General features: G+C 40.2%; 16 protein-coding genes. 6 read left to right on the top strand and 10 right to left on the bottom strand.

The features are described 5' to 3' along the window. Window positions 1-107 precede the first annotated feature (107 nt). Window positions 108-416, top strand: coding sequence for a 50S ribosomal protein L21 (gene rplU, locus Q0192_RS05710; RefSeq protein WP_174288451.1), 309 nt, complete (start codon window positions 108-110; stop codon window positions 414-416). Window positions 417-467: 51 nt separating this feature from the next. Beyond that, a complete protein-coding gene (gene rpmA / locus Q0192_RS05705; protein WP_299287423.1) occupies window positions 468-890 on the top strand; it encodes a 50S ribosomal protein L27 in 423 nt (140 codons plus the stop codon). 300 nt (window positions 891-1190) lie between these two features. Here rpmA and Q0192_RS05700 read toward each other — a convergent pair whose 3' ends face one another. Continuing rightward, window positions 1191-2417 (bottom strand): CDP-glycerol glycerophosphotransferase family protein, encoded by a 1227-nt coding sequence (locus tag Q0192_RS05700; RefSeq protein WP_299287420.1) that lies wholly within the window; start codon window positions 2415-2417, stop codon window positions 1191-1193. 201 nt (window positions 2418-2618) lie between these two features. Continuing rightward, window positions 2619-3998: a bifunctional cytidylyltransferase/SDR family oxidoreductase gene (locus Q0192_RS05695; protein ID WP_299287417.1), complete on the bottom strand. Its 1380-nt coding sequence runs from the start codon at window positions 3996-3998 to the stop codon at window positions 2619-2621. 369 nt (window positions 3999-4367) lie between these two features. Between Q0192_RS05695 and Q0192_RS05690 the strand changes: the two genes are divergently transcribed. The 3 genes from Q0192_RS05690 (at window position 4368) to Q0192_RS05680 (ending at window position 5935) form a co-directional block, all read left to right on the top strand. Continuing rightward, entirely contained in the window at window positions 4368-5237 is an 870-nt protein-coding gene (locus tag Q0192_RS05690; protein ID WP_299287414.1) for an NmrA family NAD(P)-binding protein, read from the top strand. Window positions 5238-5387: 150 nt separating this feature from the next. Then, window positions 5388-5609, top strand: coding sequence for a DUF433 domain-containing protein (locus tag Q0192_RS05685; protein WP_299287411.1), 222 nt, complete (start codon window positions 5388-5390; stop codon window positions 5607-5609). Next, the gene (locus tag Q0192_RS05680; RefSeq protein ID WP_299287408.1) at window positions 5606-5935 is read left to right on the top strand and encodes a DUF5615 family PIN-like protein; all 330 of its coding nucleotides are present in this window, start codon (window positions 5606-5608) and stop codon (window positions 5933-5935) included. The genes Q0192_RS05685 and Q0192_RS05680 overlap by 4 nt, the downstream gene beginning before the upstream one ends. Here the strand turns inward: Q0192_RS05680 and Q0192_RS05675 are convergent. From Q0192_RS05675 to Q0192_RS05640, 8 genes are all read right to left on the bottom strand, one after another. After that, window positions 5932-6906, bottom strand: coding sequence for a polyprenyl synthetase family protein (locus tag Q0192_RS05675; protein ID WP_299287405.1), 975 nt, complete (start codon window positions 6904-6906; stop codon window positions 5932-5934). The genes Q0192_RS05680 and Q0192_RS05675 overlap by 4 nt on opposite strands. 17 nt (window positions 6907-6923) lie before the next feature. Then, entirely contained in the window at window positions 6924-9062 is a 2139-nt protein-coding gene (gene rnr / locus Q0192_RS05670) for a ribonuclease R (protein WP_299287402.1), read from the bottom strand. 62 nt (window positions 9063-9124) lie between these two features. Next, entirely contained in the window at window positions 9125-10858 is a 1734-nt protein-coding gene (locus tag Q0192_RS05665; protein WP_299287399.1) for an ABC transporter ATP-binding protein, read from the bottom strand. A gap of 3 nt (window positions 10859-10861) precedes the next feature. Beyond that, complete coding sequence (locus Q0192_RS05660; protein WP_299287396.1) at window positions 10862-11569, bottom strand: 3'-5' exonuclease; 708 nt, start codon at window positions 11567-11569, stop codon at window positions 10862-10864. A gap of 33 nt (window positions 11570-11602) precedes the next feature. Further along, entirely contained in the window at window positions 11603-12880 is a 1278-nt protein-coding gene (locus Q0192_RS05655) for a DUF5103 domain-containing protein (RefSeq protein WP_299287393.1), read from the bottom strand. Between the two features lie 8 nt (window positions 12881-12888). Then, window positions 12889-13653, bottom strand: coding sequence for a hypothetical protein (locus tag Q0192_RS05650; protein ID WP_299287390.1), 765 nt, complete (start codon window positions 13651-13653; stop codon window positions 12889-12891). Continuing rightward, entirely contained in the window at window positions 13650-13844 is a 195-nt protein-coding gene (locus Q0192_RS05645; RefSeq protein WP_299287387.1) for a hypothetical protein, read from the bottom strand. Before Q0192_RS05645 ends, Q0192_RS05650 begins: the two co-directional genes overlap by 4 nt. A 100-nt stretch (window positions 13845-13944) precedes the next feature. Beyond that, the gene (locus tag Q0192_RS05640; protein ID WP_299287384.1) at window positions 13945-15870 is read right to left on the bottom strand and encodes an ABC-F family ATP-binding cassette domain-containing protein; all 1926 of its coding nucleotides are present in this window, start codon (window positions 15868-15870) and stop codon (window positions 13945-13947) included. Between the two features lie 192 nt (window positions 15871-16062). Between Q0192_RS05640 and Q0192_RS05635 the strand changes: the two genes are divergently transcribed. After that, window positions 16063-16611, top strand: coding sequence for an FUSC family protein (locus tag Q0192_RS05635; RefSeq protein WP_299287381.1), 549 nt, complete (start codon window positions 16063-16065; stop codon window positions 16609-16611). Window positions 16612-16871: the final 260 nt, after the last annotated feature.

Genomic DNA, 16871 nt, shown 5'->3' with positions numbered 1-16871 from the left:
CAGCGTTTGGCCGATGCCGAAGACCGCACAAAATAGATGGCAATACTGTTTTTATTAATGGGAAAAGATGCTATATTTGCGCCTCATTTAAAAAATATTATTTAACAATGTACGCAATAGTAAGTATAGCCGGACAGCAATTTAAAGTTGCTAAAGACCAGAAGCTTTTTGTGCACCGTTTGCAAGGAGAAGAAGGCGCTAGTATTGAATTTGACCAGGTATTGTTGGCAGAAAACGAAGGAAATTTTTCAATCGGAAGTGGTTTGGAAAATGCACGTGTTTCGGCTAAAATCGTGTCTCATTTAAAAGGTGATAAGGTGATCGTTTTCAAAAAGAAACGCCGCAAAGGCTACAAAAAGAAAAACGGCCACCGCCAGCAATTCACAAAAATCGAGATCACCGGGATCACTTTATAATTGATTTTTAAATTCGGGGCTGAACTTTGTCCCACAAAAAATTAAAACAAAATGGCACACAAAAAAGGCGCGGGCAGTTCAAGAAACGGACGCGAATCGCATAGCAAACGTTTAGGCATTAAAATATTTGGCGGCCAACCGGCCATTGCAGGCAACATTATTGTACGCCAGCGCGGCACACCGCACAACCCCGACAAAAATGTAGGCATCGGCAAAGACCATACTTTGTTTGCTTTGGTTGATGGTTACGTAATGTTCAAAAAGAAAGCAGACAACCGTTCTTACGTTTCGGTTATCCCTTTTGAAACTGCAGATGTTGCTCAACAAGTAACACCAGAACCGATTGCACTAAACGAAACCGTAGATGCACACCCAACGGTAGTAACACCGGAAGGCAATTTGGTTGACGAAGCCATTGCTTCTACAGAAACTGAAACTGCCACAGAAGGCGAAGGAGAAGCTGTTCCGGCTTAATTTCTTACTGTAAAATTTAAAAAGCCCAAACCAGAAAAAATCTGGTTCGGGCTTTTTGTTTGAATATCTAATTTGTTTTGAAACAGATTGATCAATAGAAATCCGGAAATCAATCCAAATTTAAAAAATAAAGGGCTTGTTTAGATTTATGCTAAACTACCAATGCTTCTTTTACCCTATAAAAATTTGTGCTTAGATCAAATCAATAAATCAACCCTTCACCAAATTTTAGGTGATAAAAGAAGCATTCAAATTGTATTCAATAAATTTTGTACAGGCTTTACAGTTTAAAAACCAAACTTAATGCTTTCTGATTTTCAATTCTGAATACACAAAGCCGACTATTTTTTTGGATGCATCACCGTTATAATTTCCCCAAAACTTATCTCGAATTGTACTGATCTCATTGATACTTTCAGCCTTCATTTCTTTATCAAAAATTTTGTAAAAACCCTGGTTATCCTTTACAATAGCACCGGCCACATTTTCCATAAACGGATAATTAAAATCACGGGTATCAACGTACTGGTCATAATCAAAAAGGTAAAGTACCACTTCTTTTCCCGGCATGATGATGTAATCATAAAGGATAGAAGAATAGTCTGTAATCAATGTATGGGTGTATGGCAAAATCCCATATACATCAATATTGCCATGCAGAAGAACAAGGTTTGATAAAGCGGTTATCTCTTGGATATGCGGCGTGTTGATATGCAGTTTAAGGATCAGCAATGCATGGTTGGCAAGCAAAATATCGTTTAAAACAGCAAAATCAATCCCGGTATCTTGGAGAAAATCAATCGAATCGCGCCAGGTAGGCATATAAATATACACCTTGTCGTAGTTTTTCATCAACCCGAGCAACTGTAATGTTTCCTCCCGTTCGTATTTCTGGATAAAACGCAGCCGCTCATCTTCGGTAGCCAATAAAATATCGTTTCGCGGGTAACCGAAATCAAGGCATTTTTGAAGCGGGATACGAAAGGCCGTAGAAAACGGGATAGATTGAAATTGAGTAGAAGAAACAAACCAGCTTGGCCTTTTGTACAACCAGGGCATCGTAAGCCGATAAAAAAACTTTTTTCTTTTGTAAAGATCAGTAAGCTTTCCCCGCTCTATGTTAAACTCAATTTTTTTTAAACCTACGCCATGCCATAGATTTATCAGGACGGCACCGCCGCTGGTGTAATAATTTATATCGGCCGGGTAGGCATTGTAAAAGTAAACTTTTGCGGTAAGGCAATGCCAAACTCCTGCAAAGCTTTTCTTTTTATAAACCTTTAAGCCAAGTTTCTTTAATTGAAAATAGATGCCCGGGTCAGGGGTGATATAGATAGCCTTGATATCAGGGCAATGTTGGTTTACATAAATAAACAAGTATTTAGGGTTGTCGTTAAAAGCATCTACAATATAATTGGCAAACACCCACTTTTTTTTATCGCGCGGCATCAAAAAAGACAGCAGGTATAAACTATAATTACGCAGTACTTTATAAAAAAACAATAAACGGGCTTTAAATTTGAACACAGCTAATTATATAAAGTAGATTTTTTAATTGCATCGGAAATTGTTTTGTTATGGTCTTTTATTAAATTTTTTACAAGAAAAACAGCAATGCTTCTTTTATGCCCATAAATTTTGTGCAGGATATTTACCGAAATAGAAACCATAAAAAAGGCAATGATTTTTAGGTGGTAAAAGAAGCATGGCAAATAGTTGAACAGGCTTTTAAAACGCCGACAATTTAACATCAATTACCTGGCCGGAATGTTCAGACAAAATAGCAGCTATCGAAGCATTTGCAACATGGTCTGCAGATAAAAGCGTGTTTATATTTTCGTTGCCAAAGTTCTTGATCCTCATCGGCGTGTGGGTACGCTCCGGGTTGATACAATTTACCTTGATTTTAAAACCGTCCCACTCTTGCGAAATAGCCTGGACAAAATTTACCACAGCAGCTTTTGAAGAAGAATAAAGGCTGTAATAGGCGCGTCCTCGGGTATATGAACTCGAAGTAAAAAACAGGAGATGGCCCTGGCTTTCTTTCAAATAGCTAAAACTCTCAAGGGCTACATGAACTGTCCCTAAATAATTGGTATGCACAGCCTCCAAAATCTGTTCATAATCCATGTTCATCAAAGGTTCTTTTTTCAAAACGGCAGCCGTATTGATTACAAAATCAATCTTGCCTTCCTGCTGATATACATTTTTTAAAGCTTGTGCAACACTTGTCCTGGAACAGATATCCACATTGCCGCAACTTCTGGAAAATGGATATACAATGGCGTTATTGGCAGCGGCAATATCAACAATGCTTTTTCCAATTCCATAACTTCCTCCAAAAACCACCAGCACCTTGTCTTTCAAACCTGTAAAATCTGTTACGGCCCAATTTGTAAAAACAGAAGCTTTTAACTGAAACAACCGGTCTAACAAGTAAGTGTCTTCTTTATAAGTTAGTTTCATGTTGGCTTCTTCTCCCTTAACTACAAAAATTGGTTCGGCAGGAAGATATTTTTTAACAACGCCGCAATCATCGGTAGATTTAAAGTTTGGATCTTTAAAAGCACTTTGGTAAGCTTTTTTTATCAATTGTAAAGTAAAAGCTTGCGGGGTTTGGCCCCGCATCAGTTTGCTGCGGTCGGGTATGGTTTCAATTTCACTGTCTGCTGATGTTACCTGGATGATCGTATCCACCGCAGGGACCGCAACGTCTACTGCCCGATAACCTCCCTCCAAAGCCTGGATCACTTCATCAATAATCCGATCTGAAACAAGCGGCCGGACAGCATCATGAAAAATAAGATGACAATCATTGCAATCTTCGTAGGCATTGATGGCACTCCAGGTTGACAAATACCTTTCGTTGCCGCCAAACAAAATTTTTTTAACCTTGGTGTAGGCGTTTTTGTTCACGCTGTCTTCGATCATTCCGATAAAATCAGGATGGCCAACTACCGCTATTTCATCTATTTTTTTATGCTTTTGAAAAATATCCAAAGTATGTTCTAAAACGGTTTTCCCCGCCACTTTAAAAAACTGTTTGGGCAACTCCAGGTTTAGGCGGGCCCCTGTTCCGCCAGCTAAAATAACTGCAATATTTCTCATTAATTTAATAATCTAATAGAAGAAAGAAATTGATTACTAAACCTTTTCTATGGTTTATTTGGTCTCGGCTTTCAGTATTTTTCAAACTTAAAATTTTATGTTGATATTTTTCAAATTTGTTATTGTAATGATGTTGATGCAAAATTTTCCTATGCTTCTTTTACCACATAAAAATCATTGTTTGTTTTGATTGGAAATAGGTTCAGAATTAAAATTCTGGTTGTTTTGCCCACAACAAACAATAACATTTCGATAAACATTTTGCCACAATAAAGCATTGACCATGTAGGTTAATACTGTTTTTATCGGGTAATATTTTAAACGTAAAAGGCAATACCAACATCGTTTATATAAACATATTTTTTTGTGATGAAAAAGGTTTTGATAACAGGCGCAACCGGTAATGTAGGCATTGAGGTAATCAAATGTTTAAGTAAACTTAACCATACAATTCAAGTTTTTGCCGGTTTACGGAACGTGGAAGAAAATCAAAAAAAATTGGCAGCTTATCCTATTAGCGCTGTACAATTTGATTTTACCGATAGCACAACTTATAAAAGTGCCTTGCAAAATTGTAATATTTTGTTTTTGTTAATGCCGCCTCAAATTTCTAAAGTAGAAAAACATTTCAAATCTTTTATTACATTGGCAAAAGCAGAAAGAGTTGAGCATATCCTGTTTTTATCTGTCCAAGGTGTGAAGAACAATAAAATAATTCCACATTATAGAATTGAGAAATTGATTGCAAAAAGCAATATTGCTTATACCTTTTTGCGACCGGCTTATTTTATGCAAAACTTTACAACTGTTTTGCGAAATGATTTGGTAAACAAAAGAACAATATTTTTGCCAGCCGGAAATGCAAAGTTTACACTGATAGATGTGCGAGATATTGGCATGGCAGCAGCAACAATAATTGCAGCTACTAAAAACCATGTTAATAAATCATACGATTTGACCAGTGACGAAAAGCTTACTTTTGAAGAAATGGCAAACAAATTTACTGCCAAGTTGGGAACGAAAATCCAATATCAATCACCAAATTTATTAAAGTTTTATATAACAAAACGAAGGGAAAAAGTTCCAACTATGTTTATTCTGGTTATGATTATGCTCCACTACTTTCAACGGTTTCGCAAAGGACCACCAATTTCAAATTGTATAGAAAAAATAACCGGCAGGCAGCCTATATCGTTTGATCAATTTGTAGTTGATAACAAAGCTTTACTTGTAAAATAACCTACTTGGAGTTGAACAAGTTTCTAAAACTACCGATACTTCTTTTACCGTATAAAAATTGGTGAATTTGGTATAAACCACCTTCTTTAAAATATAATTATATTTGGTTATTAAAACTATAACACTAAAATATCAACAAACTTGTAAATTATGGAAAACCACGTCATCAACATTGATCCTGAAATTTTAGGAGGAACACCAGTTTTTTTCGGAACACGAGTTCCAATTAAAAATTTGTTTGATTACTTGGAATCCGGCGAATCTATTGATTATTTTTTGGATGACTTTGAAGGTGTACAACGGGAGCAAGTAACGAAAGTTTTGGAAATGTCGCTCAAGTTAATTGAGTTATCAACAAATAATTTAGCATGAAAATTTTACTTGATGAATGTGTAACCAAACATTTAAAACCACATTTAAATGGGTTTGAAGTTTTTACGGTAAGAGAAATGCAATGGAGCGGTATTAAAAATGGCAAATTGATGAGCTTATGTGTATCAAGCAATTTCGATATTTTGCTAACCATTGATAAAAACCTCCAGTATCAACAGAACCTGGATAAGTATCCTCTAACAATTGTCGTTTTCAATTCTTATACAAGCAAAGCAGAAGAACTAATATCATTTTTACCAGCTTTTCGTGAAAAGCTTTCAAAATTTAAGAAACATAAAGCTTACGTTATCAATAAAACTTGTTAATTCTCCCTTACCAGCAACATATCCGCAAACTCATACAATTGCGATTTTTGTGCTTCATCCAACGGCAAATCCTTTAAACTTTGCAGAGCGCGTTGGGCGTAGCGGTTCATTTCCTGTTCTGCTTTTTCGCGGATCTCCATTTGGTCAAACAGCTTTTTAACAGCCGATACTTTTTTTACCGCATCAAAATTGGTAAGCTGCAACCAGGAATTGAGTTCTGCAAATTGCGTTGCATCCGCAGTTTCCAAAGCTTTGATTAACAAATACGTTTTTTTGTTGGATAAAATATCGCCGCCAACTTGCTTTCCGAATTTTTCGGGATTGCCATAAACATCCAAAATATCGTCCTGCAATTGGAAAGCAATGCCTAAATCTTCGCCAAAAGCATAAGTTAAATTGGCTTCGGTTGGCGTGGCACCGGCAATCAAAGCACCGATTTTTAAAGCGCCGCCCAAAACAACCGCAGTTTTTAAACGAATCATGTTGATATAAGCATCAATTTTAACAACTGGCAATTGCTCAAAATTCATGTCTAACTGCTGGCCTTCGCAAACGGCAATGGCCGTATGGTTAAAGATTTCTAAAACCGGGCGCAGCACTTTTTCATTTACCTGCATCATCAGCTTGTAGCCTTCCACCAGCATTGCATCGCCGGAAAGAATACCAACGCTCGAATTCCACTTTTCATGGACCGTCGTTTTCCCTCTGCGGATTGGCGCATTGTCCATAATATCGTCGTGCATCAACGTAAAATTATGGAACACTTCAATAGCAATTGCCGGATTGATGGCCTGGTAAATATCGCCGCCAAAAGCATCGCAGCCCATCAAAAGCAGGGCAGGACGCAAACGTTTTCCGCCCAAGTTCATCATGTACTGCATCGGCTCGTAGAGTTCTGCCGGTTCTTCAGGATATTTTTTGCCTTCGATGGCCTGAACAATAATATTTTGTAGCTGCTGTATTGAATACATAAAATTTTCTGAAGGCGTTATTCCTGGACGAGTGAAAAATCAATTTGCTTTTTGGTAAGGTCAACGCTTTTTACCTTGATTTTTACCTCGTCGCCCAACTGATAAATTTTCTTTTTCCGCTGACCGATAATAGCGTAATTCTTTTCGTCCAATGTATAAAAATCGTCGGTAATGTCGCGTAGCCGGATCATCCCTTCGCACTTGTTTTCTTCAATCTCCACATACATTCCCCACTCGGTAACACCCGAAATTATACCGGTAAAAACAGTACCAATCTGGTTTTGCAAATACTCGGCCTGCTTGTATTTCACCGAAGCACGTTCTGCATCGGCCGCTTTTTTCTCCATTTGCGAAGAATGCACGCTTAGTTTTTCATAAGTTTCTGCATCCACCGGTTTTCCGCCAGCCAAATAGTGTTCCAATAAACGGTGCACCATCACATCTGGATAGCGGCGGATGGGCGAAGTAAAATGCGTATAAAAATCAAAAGCCAAACCGTAATGACTGGTTTTCTTAGTTGTATAAACCGCTTTTGCCATCGAGCGGATAGCCAATTGCGTTAACACGTTTTGCTCTTTTTTGCCTTCCACATCGGCCATTAAATGGTTGAGCGATTTTGCAATTTCTTTATCCGTGTTCGTGTTGATTTTGTAACCGAAACGCAAAGCAAACTGCGCAAAAGAAAGTAGGTTATCTTCCTTCGGCGAATCATGCGAACGGTAAACAAACGTGTATTTGCTTTTGCCTTTGCCTTTTTTACCAATAAATTCTGCTACGCGGCGGTTGGCCAGCAGCATAAAATCTTCAATCAGTTTGTGCGCATCTTTGCGTTCTTTGGTGTAAACGCCCAAGGGTTTGCCTTGCTCGTCCAACTTAAATTTTACCTCAGTCGTTTCAAAGCTGATGGCTCCGTTTTTAAATTTTCGGTCGCGTAGTTTGTAAGCCAGTTCGTTCAACAGCAAAATCTCTTTTACAAAATCTCCTGATTGTGCTTCAATGATTTCCTGCACATCTTCATAAGCAAAACGCCGGTTAGAATGAATGATCGTTTTGCCAAACCATTCGGTTACAATTTGTGCATCGGCATCCATTTCAAAAACGGCCGCAAAACACAGCTTGTCTTCTTTTGGCCGAAGCGAACAAACGCCATTGGATAACCTTTCGGGCAACATTGGAATTACACGGTCAACCAGATAGACCGAAGTGCCGCGCTCAAAAGCTTCAGCATCTAAAGGCGTATTTGGCAAAACATAATGCGAAACATCGGCAATGTGGACACCAATTTCGTAATTGCCATTCTCCAAAAATTTAAAAGAGATGGCATCGTCAAAATCTTTCGCATCAACCGGGTCAATGGTGAAAGTGGTTGTCGTCCTAAAATCGCGGCGTTTGGCAATTTCTTCTGCCGAAATTTCATCGCTGATCTCTTCTGCTTCCCGTTCAACTTCGGCAGGAAACGAAAGCGGAAAGCCGTACTCGGCCAAAATCGCGTTCATTTCGGTATTGTTCTCGCCTTGTTTTCCCAAAATTTGTTTGATGCGGCCAATCGGGTTTTTGGCTTCCGGCGGCCAGTCGGTAATTTCTGCAATCGCTTTGATACCGTTTTTAGCACCATTCAATTCCGAGATCGGGATAAAAATATCATGCAGCATTTTCCTATCGTCGGGGATGAAAAAAGCAAAACGTTCAGAAAGTTTGACAATGCCCGAAAACTCCATTTTGGCGCGCTGGATAATCTCGATCACTTCGCCTTCTTTGTGCTTGCCTTTGGATTTTCCGTAAACGTAAATCTTCACGCGGTCGCCGTGCAAAGCGTTGCGCAATTTCCGCGGGGCCACAAAAATATCAGTTTCAGCTTCGTCATCGGTAACGATAAAAGCCGAACCGTCAGCCGTTAAATCTACCCGGCCTTCCACAAAAGTTTTCAGTTCTACCAGTTGGAAGTTGCCGCGCGATACTTCTTTTAGCACCTGTTTTTTGGCCTCTTCCTGCAAAATTTCCAGGATAGTTTCCCTGGATTCGGGATCAGTAATGTTCAATTTTGCCGAAACCTGTTTGTAATTATAAGATTGGTTGCCATTATTCTCAAAAACCTGCAGCACCAATTGGCTAAGCACTTGTTTTACAGAATGGCTGGTTTTATTTTTTGTTGCCATATATTCTTTGCAAAGATACAAGGATTTAGCCTGATAAAGTGTTTTGCCTGGCTGAACGATTTTTAGTAAGGCAAACCGGAACCGGGAATGGAAGCAATCAGTTTTTGCGTATAAGTTTCTTTGGGATGTTCGTAAATCTCCTGCGGGTCGCCAGTTTCAATGATTTCGCCTTTGTTCATCACCATCATACGGTCGGCAAAATGTTTTACCACCGAAAGATCGTGCGAAATAAAAATATAAGTGAGGTTAAATTCGCGCTGCAATTCTTTCAGCAAATTTAAAACCTGCGCCTGCACAGAAACATCCAAAGCCGAAACCGATTCATCACAAATGATAAACTCAGGCTGCAAAGCCAAAGCGCGGGCGATGACAATGCGTTGGCGTTGTCCACCGGAAAATTCATGCGGATAACGGTTAAAATGTTCGGGCAATAAATTTACGCGGTCCAACAATTCCAGCACTTTCTTTTTTCGTTGTTGCTGATTTGCGTACAATCCATGAACTTCCATCGGTTCTAAAATGGCGTTTCCAATCGAGAGTTTTGGGTTGAGGGAAGAGTAAGGATCTTGGAAAATCAACTGCATTTTTTTCCGCATCCGGCACATTTCATTTTGCGGAAGCGTTAAAATATCTTGTCCTTTAAAAATAATTTTGCCCAGATTTGGTTCGATCAAACGGATCAAACTTCGTCCCAGCGTTGTCTTGCCGCAACCTGATTCGCCAACCAAACCCAGCGTTTCTCCCGGAAAAACTTCAAAGCTGATGTTGTTTACCGCTTTTACCACTTCGGTTGAGCGTTGCAGAAACCCTTTTTTAATCGGAAACCAAGTGTTTAGGTTTTTGATTTTCAGCAAAGGTTCCTGATCGTACAGCTTTTTTTGCCGCTGCTTTTTTTCATCGTCGCTCAAAGCATACCGTTGCCGGATTTCGTGGATGGTTGTGCCGAAAGTTTGGATTTCGCCATGCAAACCTGTCTTTAAAAAATCGCGGATAACCGGCAACTTTTTTAAGCGAAATTGCGGCGAAGGGCGACAGGCCAGCAGTCCTTTAGTGTAAGGGTGCTGCGGATCAGAAAAAATAGTTTCAGCTGCAGCCTGTTCCACAATCCTGCCTTTGTACATTACAATTACTTCGTCGGCAATTTCACGGATCACACCCAGATCATGCGAAATAAAAATCAAACTGCTGTTGCGCTCATTTTTGATGCGTAAAAGAAGCTCCAGGATTGATTTTTGTACGGTTACATCCAAAGCTGTGGTTGGTTCATCGGCAATTAAAATTTCCGGGCTGCAACTTAGCGCCATGGCAATCATCACGCGCTGTTTTTGCCCGCCCGAAATTTGGTGCGGATAAAGTCCAAAAATAGCTTCCGGCCGCGGCAGTTGTACTTCTTCAAAAAGCTCGATTGTTTTGCTTTTGGCTTCTTTTCGGCCAAGTTTTAAATGCAGTTGTATCGCTTCGGCAACCTGGTAACCGCAAGTTAAAACCGGGTTTAAGGAAGTCATCGGTTCCTGGAAAATCATTCCAATTTGGTTACCGCGAAAGCTGCGCATTTCTGCTTCCGATAGTTCTAATAATGCTTTGTTGTTCAGTAAAATAGAACCCGTTACCTTTGCTTTTTCTTCATCCAGCAAACGCATTAAAGCCAGCGAAGTAACAGATTTTCCGGAACCGGATTCGCCCACAATCCCCAGCACTTTTCCAGGCTCCAATTGAAAGGATACTTCTTTTACCGCATAAAAATTGGTGTCCCCGGTTTTGAAACTTACATTGAGCCGGTCAACTTTCAAACTCATTGGCTAATCAATATAAGTAATGTTTTCTTCGGAAATTAAATCTTCTCCGCGGAAACGTTTGAGGAGTTGTGCTACCGTGATAACGTCTTTCTGGCAATAAATACGAATGCGTTCCTGGTCGTTTTCTTCCCAATAAACGCGGCCAACTTCGCTGCCGTCTATGTCGTCTTTTGGTGTTGGAATGTTGAAAATAGCAGCCAGCAAACTCAGCGAAGTGTAGTTTTTATGGTCGCCGAACTTCCACAATTCCATCGTATCCAAATGGTTTACTTCCCAAGGTTTTTTGCCGAAAGTTTGGAGTTGAGGCGGAATGGCGATTTGATGGATCAGCATCCTTCGGCACAAATACGGAAAATCAAACTCTTTGCCGTTGTGCGCACACAGGATTTTGTTGACAGGTTGGCGGTTAAGCATTGTTGCAAAACTTTCCAGCAATTCACTTTCTTCATCGCAACAATAAGATTTAATGCGAAGCGAATTTCCCTCAGCATCCGAAAAAACACCGGCAGAAATGCAAATTATCTTTCCGAATTCGGCCCAAATTCCTGCCCGTTCGTAAAAATCTGCCGCCGAAATTTCTTTGCGCTGGTAAGCCGTTTTCTGTTCCCACAAAAGCTGCAAATGTTCCGGCACTTCTTCGTAGTGTCGAAATTGCGGTGCCGTTTCGATGTCTAAAATCAACAGGTTTTGTAGGTCCAATTGTTCGAGCATGCTTCTTTTATCGTGCTTTTTTTGGTGATGTGTTTAGCGCAAACTGTTTCCTTTAACCGAATTGAGCAATTGATATCCTACCAATTCTTCGTAACGGCTGCCTGCGCGTTTGTAATACACCAAAATCTGGTAATCGTTTTCGGTTTCAAAATGGCTGCCGTCAATCGTGGTTTGGTCAATCTCGTTTCCATTTTTCAGCACGTAATGATAATCATAAATGCCCTGCTTTAAATATAAATTGCTGTAAAAAAAGCCGCGCGAAGCATCGTAAACCATTTTGCTGCTTTCATCCAAACGGTAATTGTTAAATTTTCCGGTGATAAAAACAGTACTGTTTGGCGTTGGCGGCGTGAAATATAAATTGAAGTAAACGTGCGCATAATCGGCATCTAAACGCGGATCGCGGCCATTGATATTGCGGATGAAAAAGTTGCCGTCGTTATCGTATTGAAAAGTGTAACTGGGCTGATCCAACGGACGATCATTCATCAACATCACCGTGTTTGCCGTATCGCGGTAAATTTTATCAATGTGTTCTCCACCCGAAAGCAAAGTGCGCAAATCAAAACGTCGAAATTCATTTCCTCCGGGAAAATCATTGGTTTGGAAATCGGTGTATTGCAGCAATCCGCCTTGGATAAATTGCGGGCGCGTGTTCATTTGGCTTACATCGTTCCGGCCATTTTGTAAAACCAAAGTCCGAACTTCAGCATAAGGATTGGTTACGTTTAACGGCGTTACATCAACATTAAAATTGAGTTTTTGGTTGGAAGTCCGGCTGGCCACATTGTTGGAAGGCGCGATGACAGCGGCAATTCCGGCACGGTTATCAATTACATAAAAACGGCGCGTTAAAATAGGTTGCTGCGGGTTTCCTTCGGGATAAACTTTTAAAACGTAATTTCCCGAAAGTTTTGGAGCGATGTTGTAATTGGGAAATGTAAGCTGGTAATGGGTGTATTTTTGCAAAGTGTTTGATGAATAACGGTAATCCATGATCCGGTCTTCGTTGAAACTTTGCAAGTATTCGGAAGGCGACAAGTTGGAAGGTTTCCAGTCGGCATCGCAATGTTCGATGGTATAACTGTAGGATTTAGAGCCGCCGTTCAGATCATCAAAACTCAACAGCAAAACATCGTTACTGCGCAAACCAATGATCGGGAAAGAGCTTTCCTGCTGCGCGTTAAAAAGATCAACAGATTTGATGTTGGGTTGGAAAACAGCGTCTTGATAAATGGTTTGCGCTTTTACATTTCTGAAATTTAACAGGTAAAAGAAGCATATCAACCAAAAACTTAAACTTGTTTTCATAGGCGTTTTTATTCAGCTAATACTTCCGGCGGACTTTGATTGATCCGGTAATAAGTAATATTTAAATTCATTACCTCGCGGTAAGGAATAATGGTGAAATCTCCGGGCATGTAATAATAAGGATCGTCGTTTTCGGGCCGATGATCGTCTTTCAAATAACGGCGCTTTACATCGCTCAAATACAATTGGTCAATTCCGTTGGAACTGGAAAGGACGTAGTGCGAGAGGTAGCCGCTGTACAAAACACTGCCTTCAGCCGTTTTTACCAATGCATCAACATATTGGACTTCCGGCTGCACATCATACTGTCCGCCAATATTTGGAAAACCCAGGATTTCTCCGGTAAAAACATAATGCCATTCGTTTTGATAACGAAACAACTGGTATTTACGGTCGAGCTTTAAGTTCCGCACCACATATTTACCGAGGTAGCCTAAAATTGCACCGGCCAATGCAGTAAAAATAAAGTAAAAGAAAATATGATAGATGTTTTGATAAATCTGTAAGAAAGCAACACTGGTTTCGCTGCTGCTGCCGTTGCTTCCAATCAGGAGGAACAGTGGCCACAAACTTATTTTATAGCCCGACAGCCTGATAAAACCCTGGCAAACAAGGTGGATCAGAATGCTAAAGAGGAGCGAAGGGAAAAGGTAATCGGTAAAGTTTTGCTTAAAATATTCCTTAGAAAATTCTCCGCTGTAATACAAACGCCTGAACAAAAAACCCGGCACCAGCATCAACAACAAAATGATGGTAGGCAGGGCAAAATTCATCTGCTTTTTGGAAAAGAACCGATGCGTTCAACAGTAATCAATCCGTTTTTAGAAGTTCCTTTAAGCGATTTTTTATTATGACGTTCATCATCAATAGCTTCCATAATATCGGGCAGATGGCCTTCTTTTGCCAATTTGATAAACCTGTCGCTTAATAATTTGGGTGCCGTGTTAAAAAATGAAAAAGCCATAATTTAATTATCCTGTTTAAAATTAAGAAACAAATCCTGTAATATAAAATACCAAGACCTTAAATTGTTTGCTGATTTTATGCCGGTAAAAGAAGCATCGTTACCTTTCTTCCATTTCCAGGATCTGGTCGGCCAGGGCTTCCCATTTTTCCTGCTGTTGTTTCAATTCTTGCTGTTTTTGTTTCAGGTTTTTGTTCACTTCCTGCAAACGGTTTTGCTGTTTGTAAATTTTATCGTCGCTCAGTTCGGCTTCCAGTTGCTTTACATTTTTTTCCAGCTCCGTAATTTTCTGCTCCATTCCGGATAAATCCTGGTTCAGTTTTTTTAATTGTTTGGATTTATCTTCCGTTGGCTGTTTAACCGCAACGGTTTCTTTTTTTACCTCTTTTTTAGGCTGAGGTGTTGCCGGAGCCGATTTCGCTTCCAATTTCCGTTTGGCCTGCCAAACTTCGTACTCGGCGTACGTTCCCGGATATTCTTTGATCTGCTGGTCTTCGATAAACCAAATCTTGTTGGCAATATTGTCGAGGAAAAACCGGTCGTGCGATACGGCAATCACCGTTCCTTCATATTGCTGCAAAGCCTGGATCAAAATATTGACCGAAGCAATATCCAAGTGGTTGGTCGGCTCATCCAGAATCAAAAAGTTGGCATCGGCAGTTAAAGCTTTGGCCAATGCCACGCGTGATTTTTCGCCTCCGGAAAGTACTTTGATTTTTTTGAAAACATCATCACCGGTAAACAAAAACGAACCCAAAATAGAGCGCAGTTCCGTTTCGTTGTGTTTTGGGGCGAAGCGTTGCAATTCCTGCAAAATCTCGCTGTCCAGGTGCAAAGCCTCCAACTGGTGCTGTGCGAAAAAGGTTTGGGTAACGTTGTAACCGGTTTCGCTTTTGCCTTCAAAATCCTGATCTGCACCGGCAATAATGCGCAAAACGGTAGATTTACCGCGGCCGTTGGCACCAATCAAAGCAATTTTATCGCCTTTTTCGATGACGGCATGTGCGCCTTCCACAATGTCAATCGCCGGATATTTTTTGGTGAGGTTTTCAATATTGATGACATGGCGGCCAGACTGACGGGAAAACTTAAAACTGAAATTTACCGATGGGTTATCATCGTCCACATCTTCCACACGCTCCAGTTTATCTAAAGCTTTGATACGCGATTGCGCCATTTTTGCTTTAGAAGCTTTGGCGCGGAAACGCTCGATCAGTCGTTCTTCCTGTTTAATTTTTGCCTGCTGGTTTTTAAACTCGTTCTTCTGGATTTCTCCTCTCAAGTCTTTTTCTTCAACATAAAAAGAGTAGTTGCCTGAATAAGAAGTCAATTTTCCTTTGCGGGATTCGACTGTTTTGTTGATTACTTTATCCAAAAACCACCTGTCGTGCGATACGATCACCACTGCGCCTTCAAAAGCTTTTAAATAATCTTCCAGCCATTGGATCGAAGGCAAATCCAAGTGGTTGGTTGGCTCATCCAGCAATAAAATATCGGGCGCTTGCAACAGGATTTTGGCCAGCATTACGCGCATCCGCCAACCGCCCGAAAAAGTGCTCAATTTGCGTTCGGTATCGGCATCGCTAAAACCCAAACCAGCCAAAATTTCGTGCGCTTTGTACTCGATATTGTAACCGTCCAAAGCTTCAAACTCGCTTTGTTTATCGCTCAATTTATGCAAAACATCTTCCGAATAATCGGTTTCCAGTTTCTTTAATAAAGCTTCGATTTCATCGTGCAACTGGTTTTGCCGCTCAAAAGCTTCCATCGCCACGTGCAAAATACTTTTATCAGAAGCGTAAGAAAGCAAATCCTGGTTCAGGTAACCGATGGTGAGTTCCTTGGATTTGGAAATAGTGCCCGAAGTAGGTTTCAAATCGCCCACAATCAGCTTCAGCAAAGTTGTTTTTCCGGTTCCGTTGGCGCCAATCAAACCAATTTTTTCGCCTGGTTTAATATGCCAGTTGGCTTCGTCGTACAATGCCCTGGAACCAATTTCGTAAGTTAAATCATTAATTGCAATCATTGGCACAAAGGTAAGTTTTTACCATGATATTTACGTTTTTTGTGCCATATAGGTACAGGAATATTACCAGAAGCAAACAGAATTTTGAGTTTGGCAGATGCTTCTTTTATCACATAAAAATTGGTGTCCGCCGATTGTATTAAACCAAGGCATACCTTTGTTGTTCAGTTTTCGATTTGCTTAACAAAATATATGGACCAGAAACAAGTTGATTTTTTATTGTATATTTTAAAATGCCTGATTGGTGCCGCAATCGGGTTTTTTATTTACCGCGCTTTCCCAGAGGGCGGTGCCTGGAGCCTGATTTCAATTTTACTGGTGCTTTCTCCCGAAGGAAAAGATGCCATCAACCTGGCGGAAGTGCGCATCAAAGCCAATTTAGTAGGGGCGGGCACTGGTTTGCTGCTGTTCTTTCTGCATCCGCCGGCTTTTTTTATGATTTGTTTGGGCGTAATGATTGTGGTTGTAATTTGCGAATTGCTGAAATTGCAGGCCGCCACACGTTCGGCATTGGCTTCAGTTGTTATCATTTGCATCCATGAAACAAGCAAATATTTTTGGCAGGTTGCTGTTGAGCGGGCAGCAGGCGTTATCGGCGGTTGTTTGATTGCTTTGCTGATTACTTATTTGGTTCATTATAAAACCCTAATCAGCAATGTGCGGGAACGAAAAGCGCGGGTTTCGTGGCGCAGAAACCGTTTTAAAAAACCGGCAGAAACTGAGGAAACGGAAGTGAAATAAGATGCTTCTTTTATGGGTCATAATTTCTTACTAACAATCAGTAAAAAAACTTACAAGAGTCGATCGCAGAATCCAAACAATTCTACATACTTGTTATTTTATTTTTCTTGAATAAACCTTTTATTTTATTCCAATTACGCTGAATCGTTAAAATTAAGCCTACGCTGACAACGCTAAATATCTGTTGGTCTATTGGTCGGATCTGATGTTTTGAGTAGGAATCCCAAAATAGCATCAGCAAATATACAGCTGCCATATTC

The organism is uncultured Mucilaginibacter sp., assembly GCF_937859865.1.
Lineage (GTDB): Bacteria > Bacteroidota > Bacteroidia > Sphingobacteriales > Sphingobacteriaceae > Mucilaginibacter_A.
This window is presented reverse-complemented; position numbering and strand designations above follow the sequence as displayed.

What these genes read in the sequence shown, in the direction of transcription:
- rplU (WP_174288451.1), top strand. Translation starts at nt 108, where the DNA reads ATGTACGCAATAGTAAGTATAGCCGGACAGCAATTTAAAGTTGCTAAA.
- rpmA (WP_299287423.1), top strand. Translation starts at nt 468, where the DNA reads ATGGCACACAAAAAAGGCGCGGGCAGTTCAAGAAACGGACGCGAATCG.
- Q0192_RS05695 (WP_299287417.1), bottom strand. Translation starts at nt 3,998, where the DNA reads ATGAGAAATATTGCAGTTATTTTAGCTGGCGGAACAGGGGCCCGCCTA.
- Q0192_RS05690 (WP_299287414.1), top strand. Translation starts at nt 4,368, where the DNA reads ATGAAAAAGGTTTTGATAACAGGCGCAACCGGTAATGTAGGCATTGAG.
- Q0192_RS05685 (WP_299287411.1), top strand. Translation starts at nt 5,388, where the DNA reads ATGGAAAACCACGTCATCAACATTGATCCTGAAATTTTAGGAGGAACA.
- Q0192_RS05680 (WP_299287408.1), top strand. Translation starts at nt 5,606, where the DNA reads ATGAAAATTTTACTTGATGAATGTGTAACCAAACATTTAAAACCACAT.
- Q0192_RS05675 (WP_299287405.1), bottom strand. Translation starts at nt 6,906, where the DNA reads ATGTATTCAATACAGCAGCTACAAAATATTATTGTTCAGGCCATCGAA.
- rnr (WP_299287402.1), bottom strand. Translation starts at nt 9,062, where the DNA reads ATGGCAACAAAAAATAAAACCAGCCATTCTGTAAAACAAGTGCTTAGC.
- Q0192_RS05665 (WP_299287399.1), bottom strand. Translation starts at nt 10,858, where the DNA reads ATGAGTTTGAAAGTTGACCGGCTCAATGTAAGTTTCAAAACCGGGGAC.
- Q0192_RS05660 (WP_299287396.1), bottom strand. Translation starts at nt 11,569, where the DNA reads ATGCTCGAACAATTGGACCTACAAAACCTGTTGATTTTAGACATCGAA.
- Q0192_RS05655 (WP_299287393.1), bottom strand. Translation starts at nt 12,880, where the DNA reads ATGAAAACAAGTTTAAGTTTTTGGTTGATATGCTTCTTTTACCTGTTA.
- Q0192_RS05650 (WP_299287390.1), bottom strand. Translation starts at nt 13,653, where the DNA reads ATGAATTTTGCCCTGCCTACCATCATTTTGTTGTTGATGCTGGTGCCG.
- Q0192_RS05645 (WP_299287387.1), bottom strand. Translation starts at nt 13,844, where the DNA reads ATGGCTTTTTCATTTTTTAACACGGCACCCAAATTATTAAGCGACAGG.
- Q0192_RS05640 (WP_299287384.1), bottom strand. Translation starts at nt 15,870, where the DNA reads ATGATTGCAATTAATGATTTAACTTACGAAATTGGTTCCAGGGCATTG.
- Q0192_RS05635 (WP_299287381.1), top strand. Translation starts at nt 16,063, where the DNA reads ATGGACCAGAAACAAGTTGATTTTTTATTGTATATTTTAAAATGCCTG.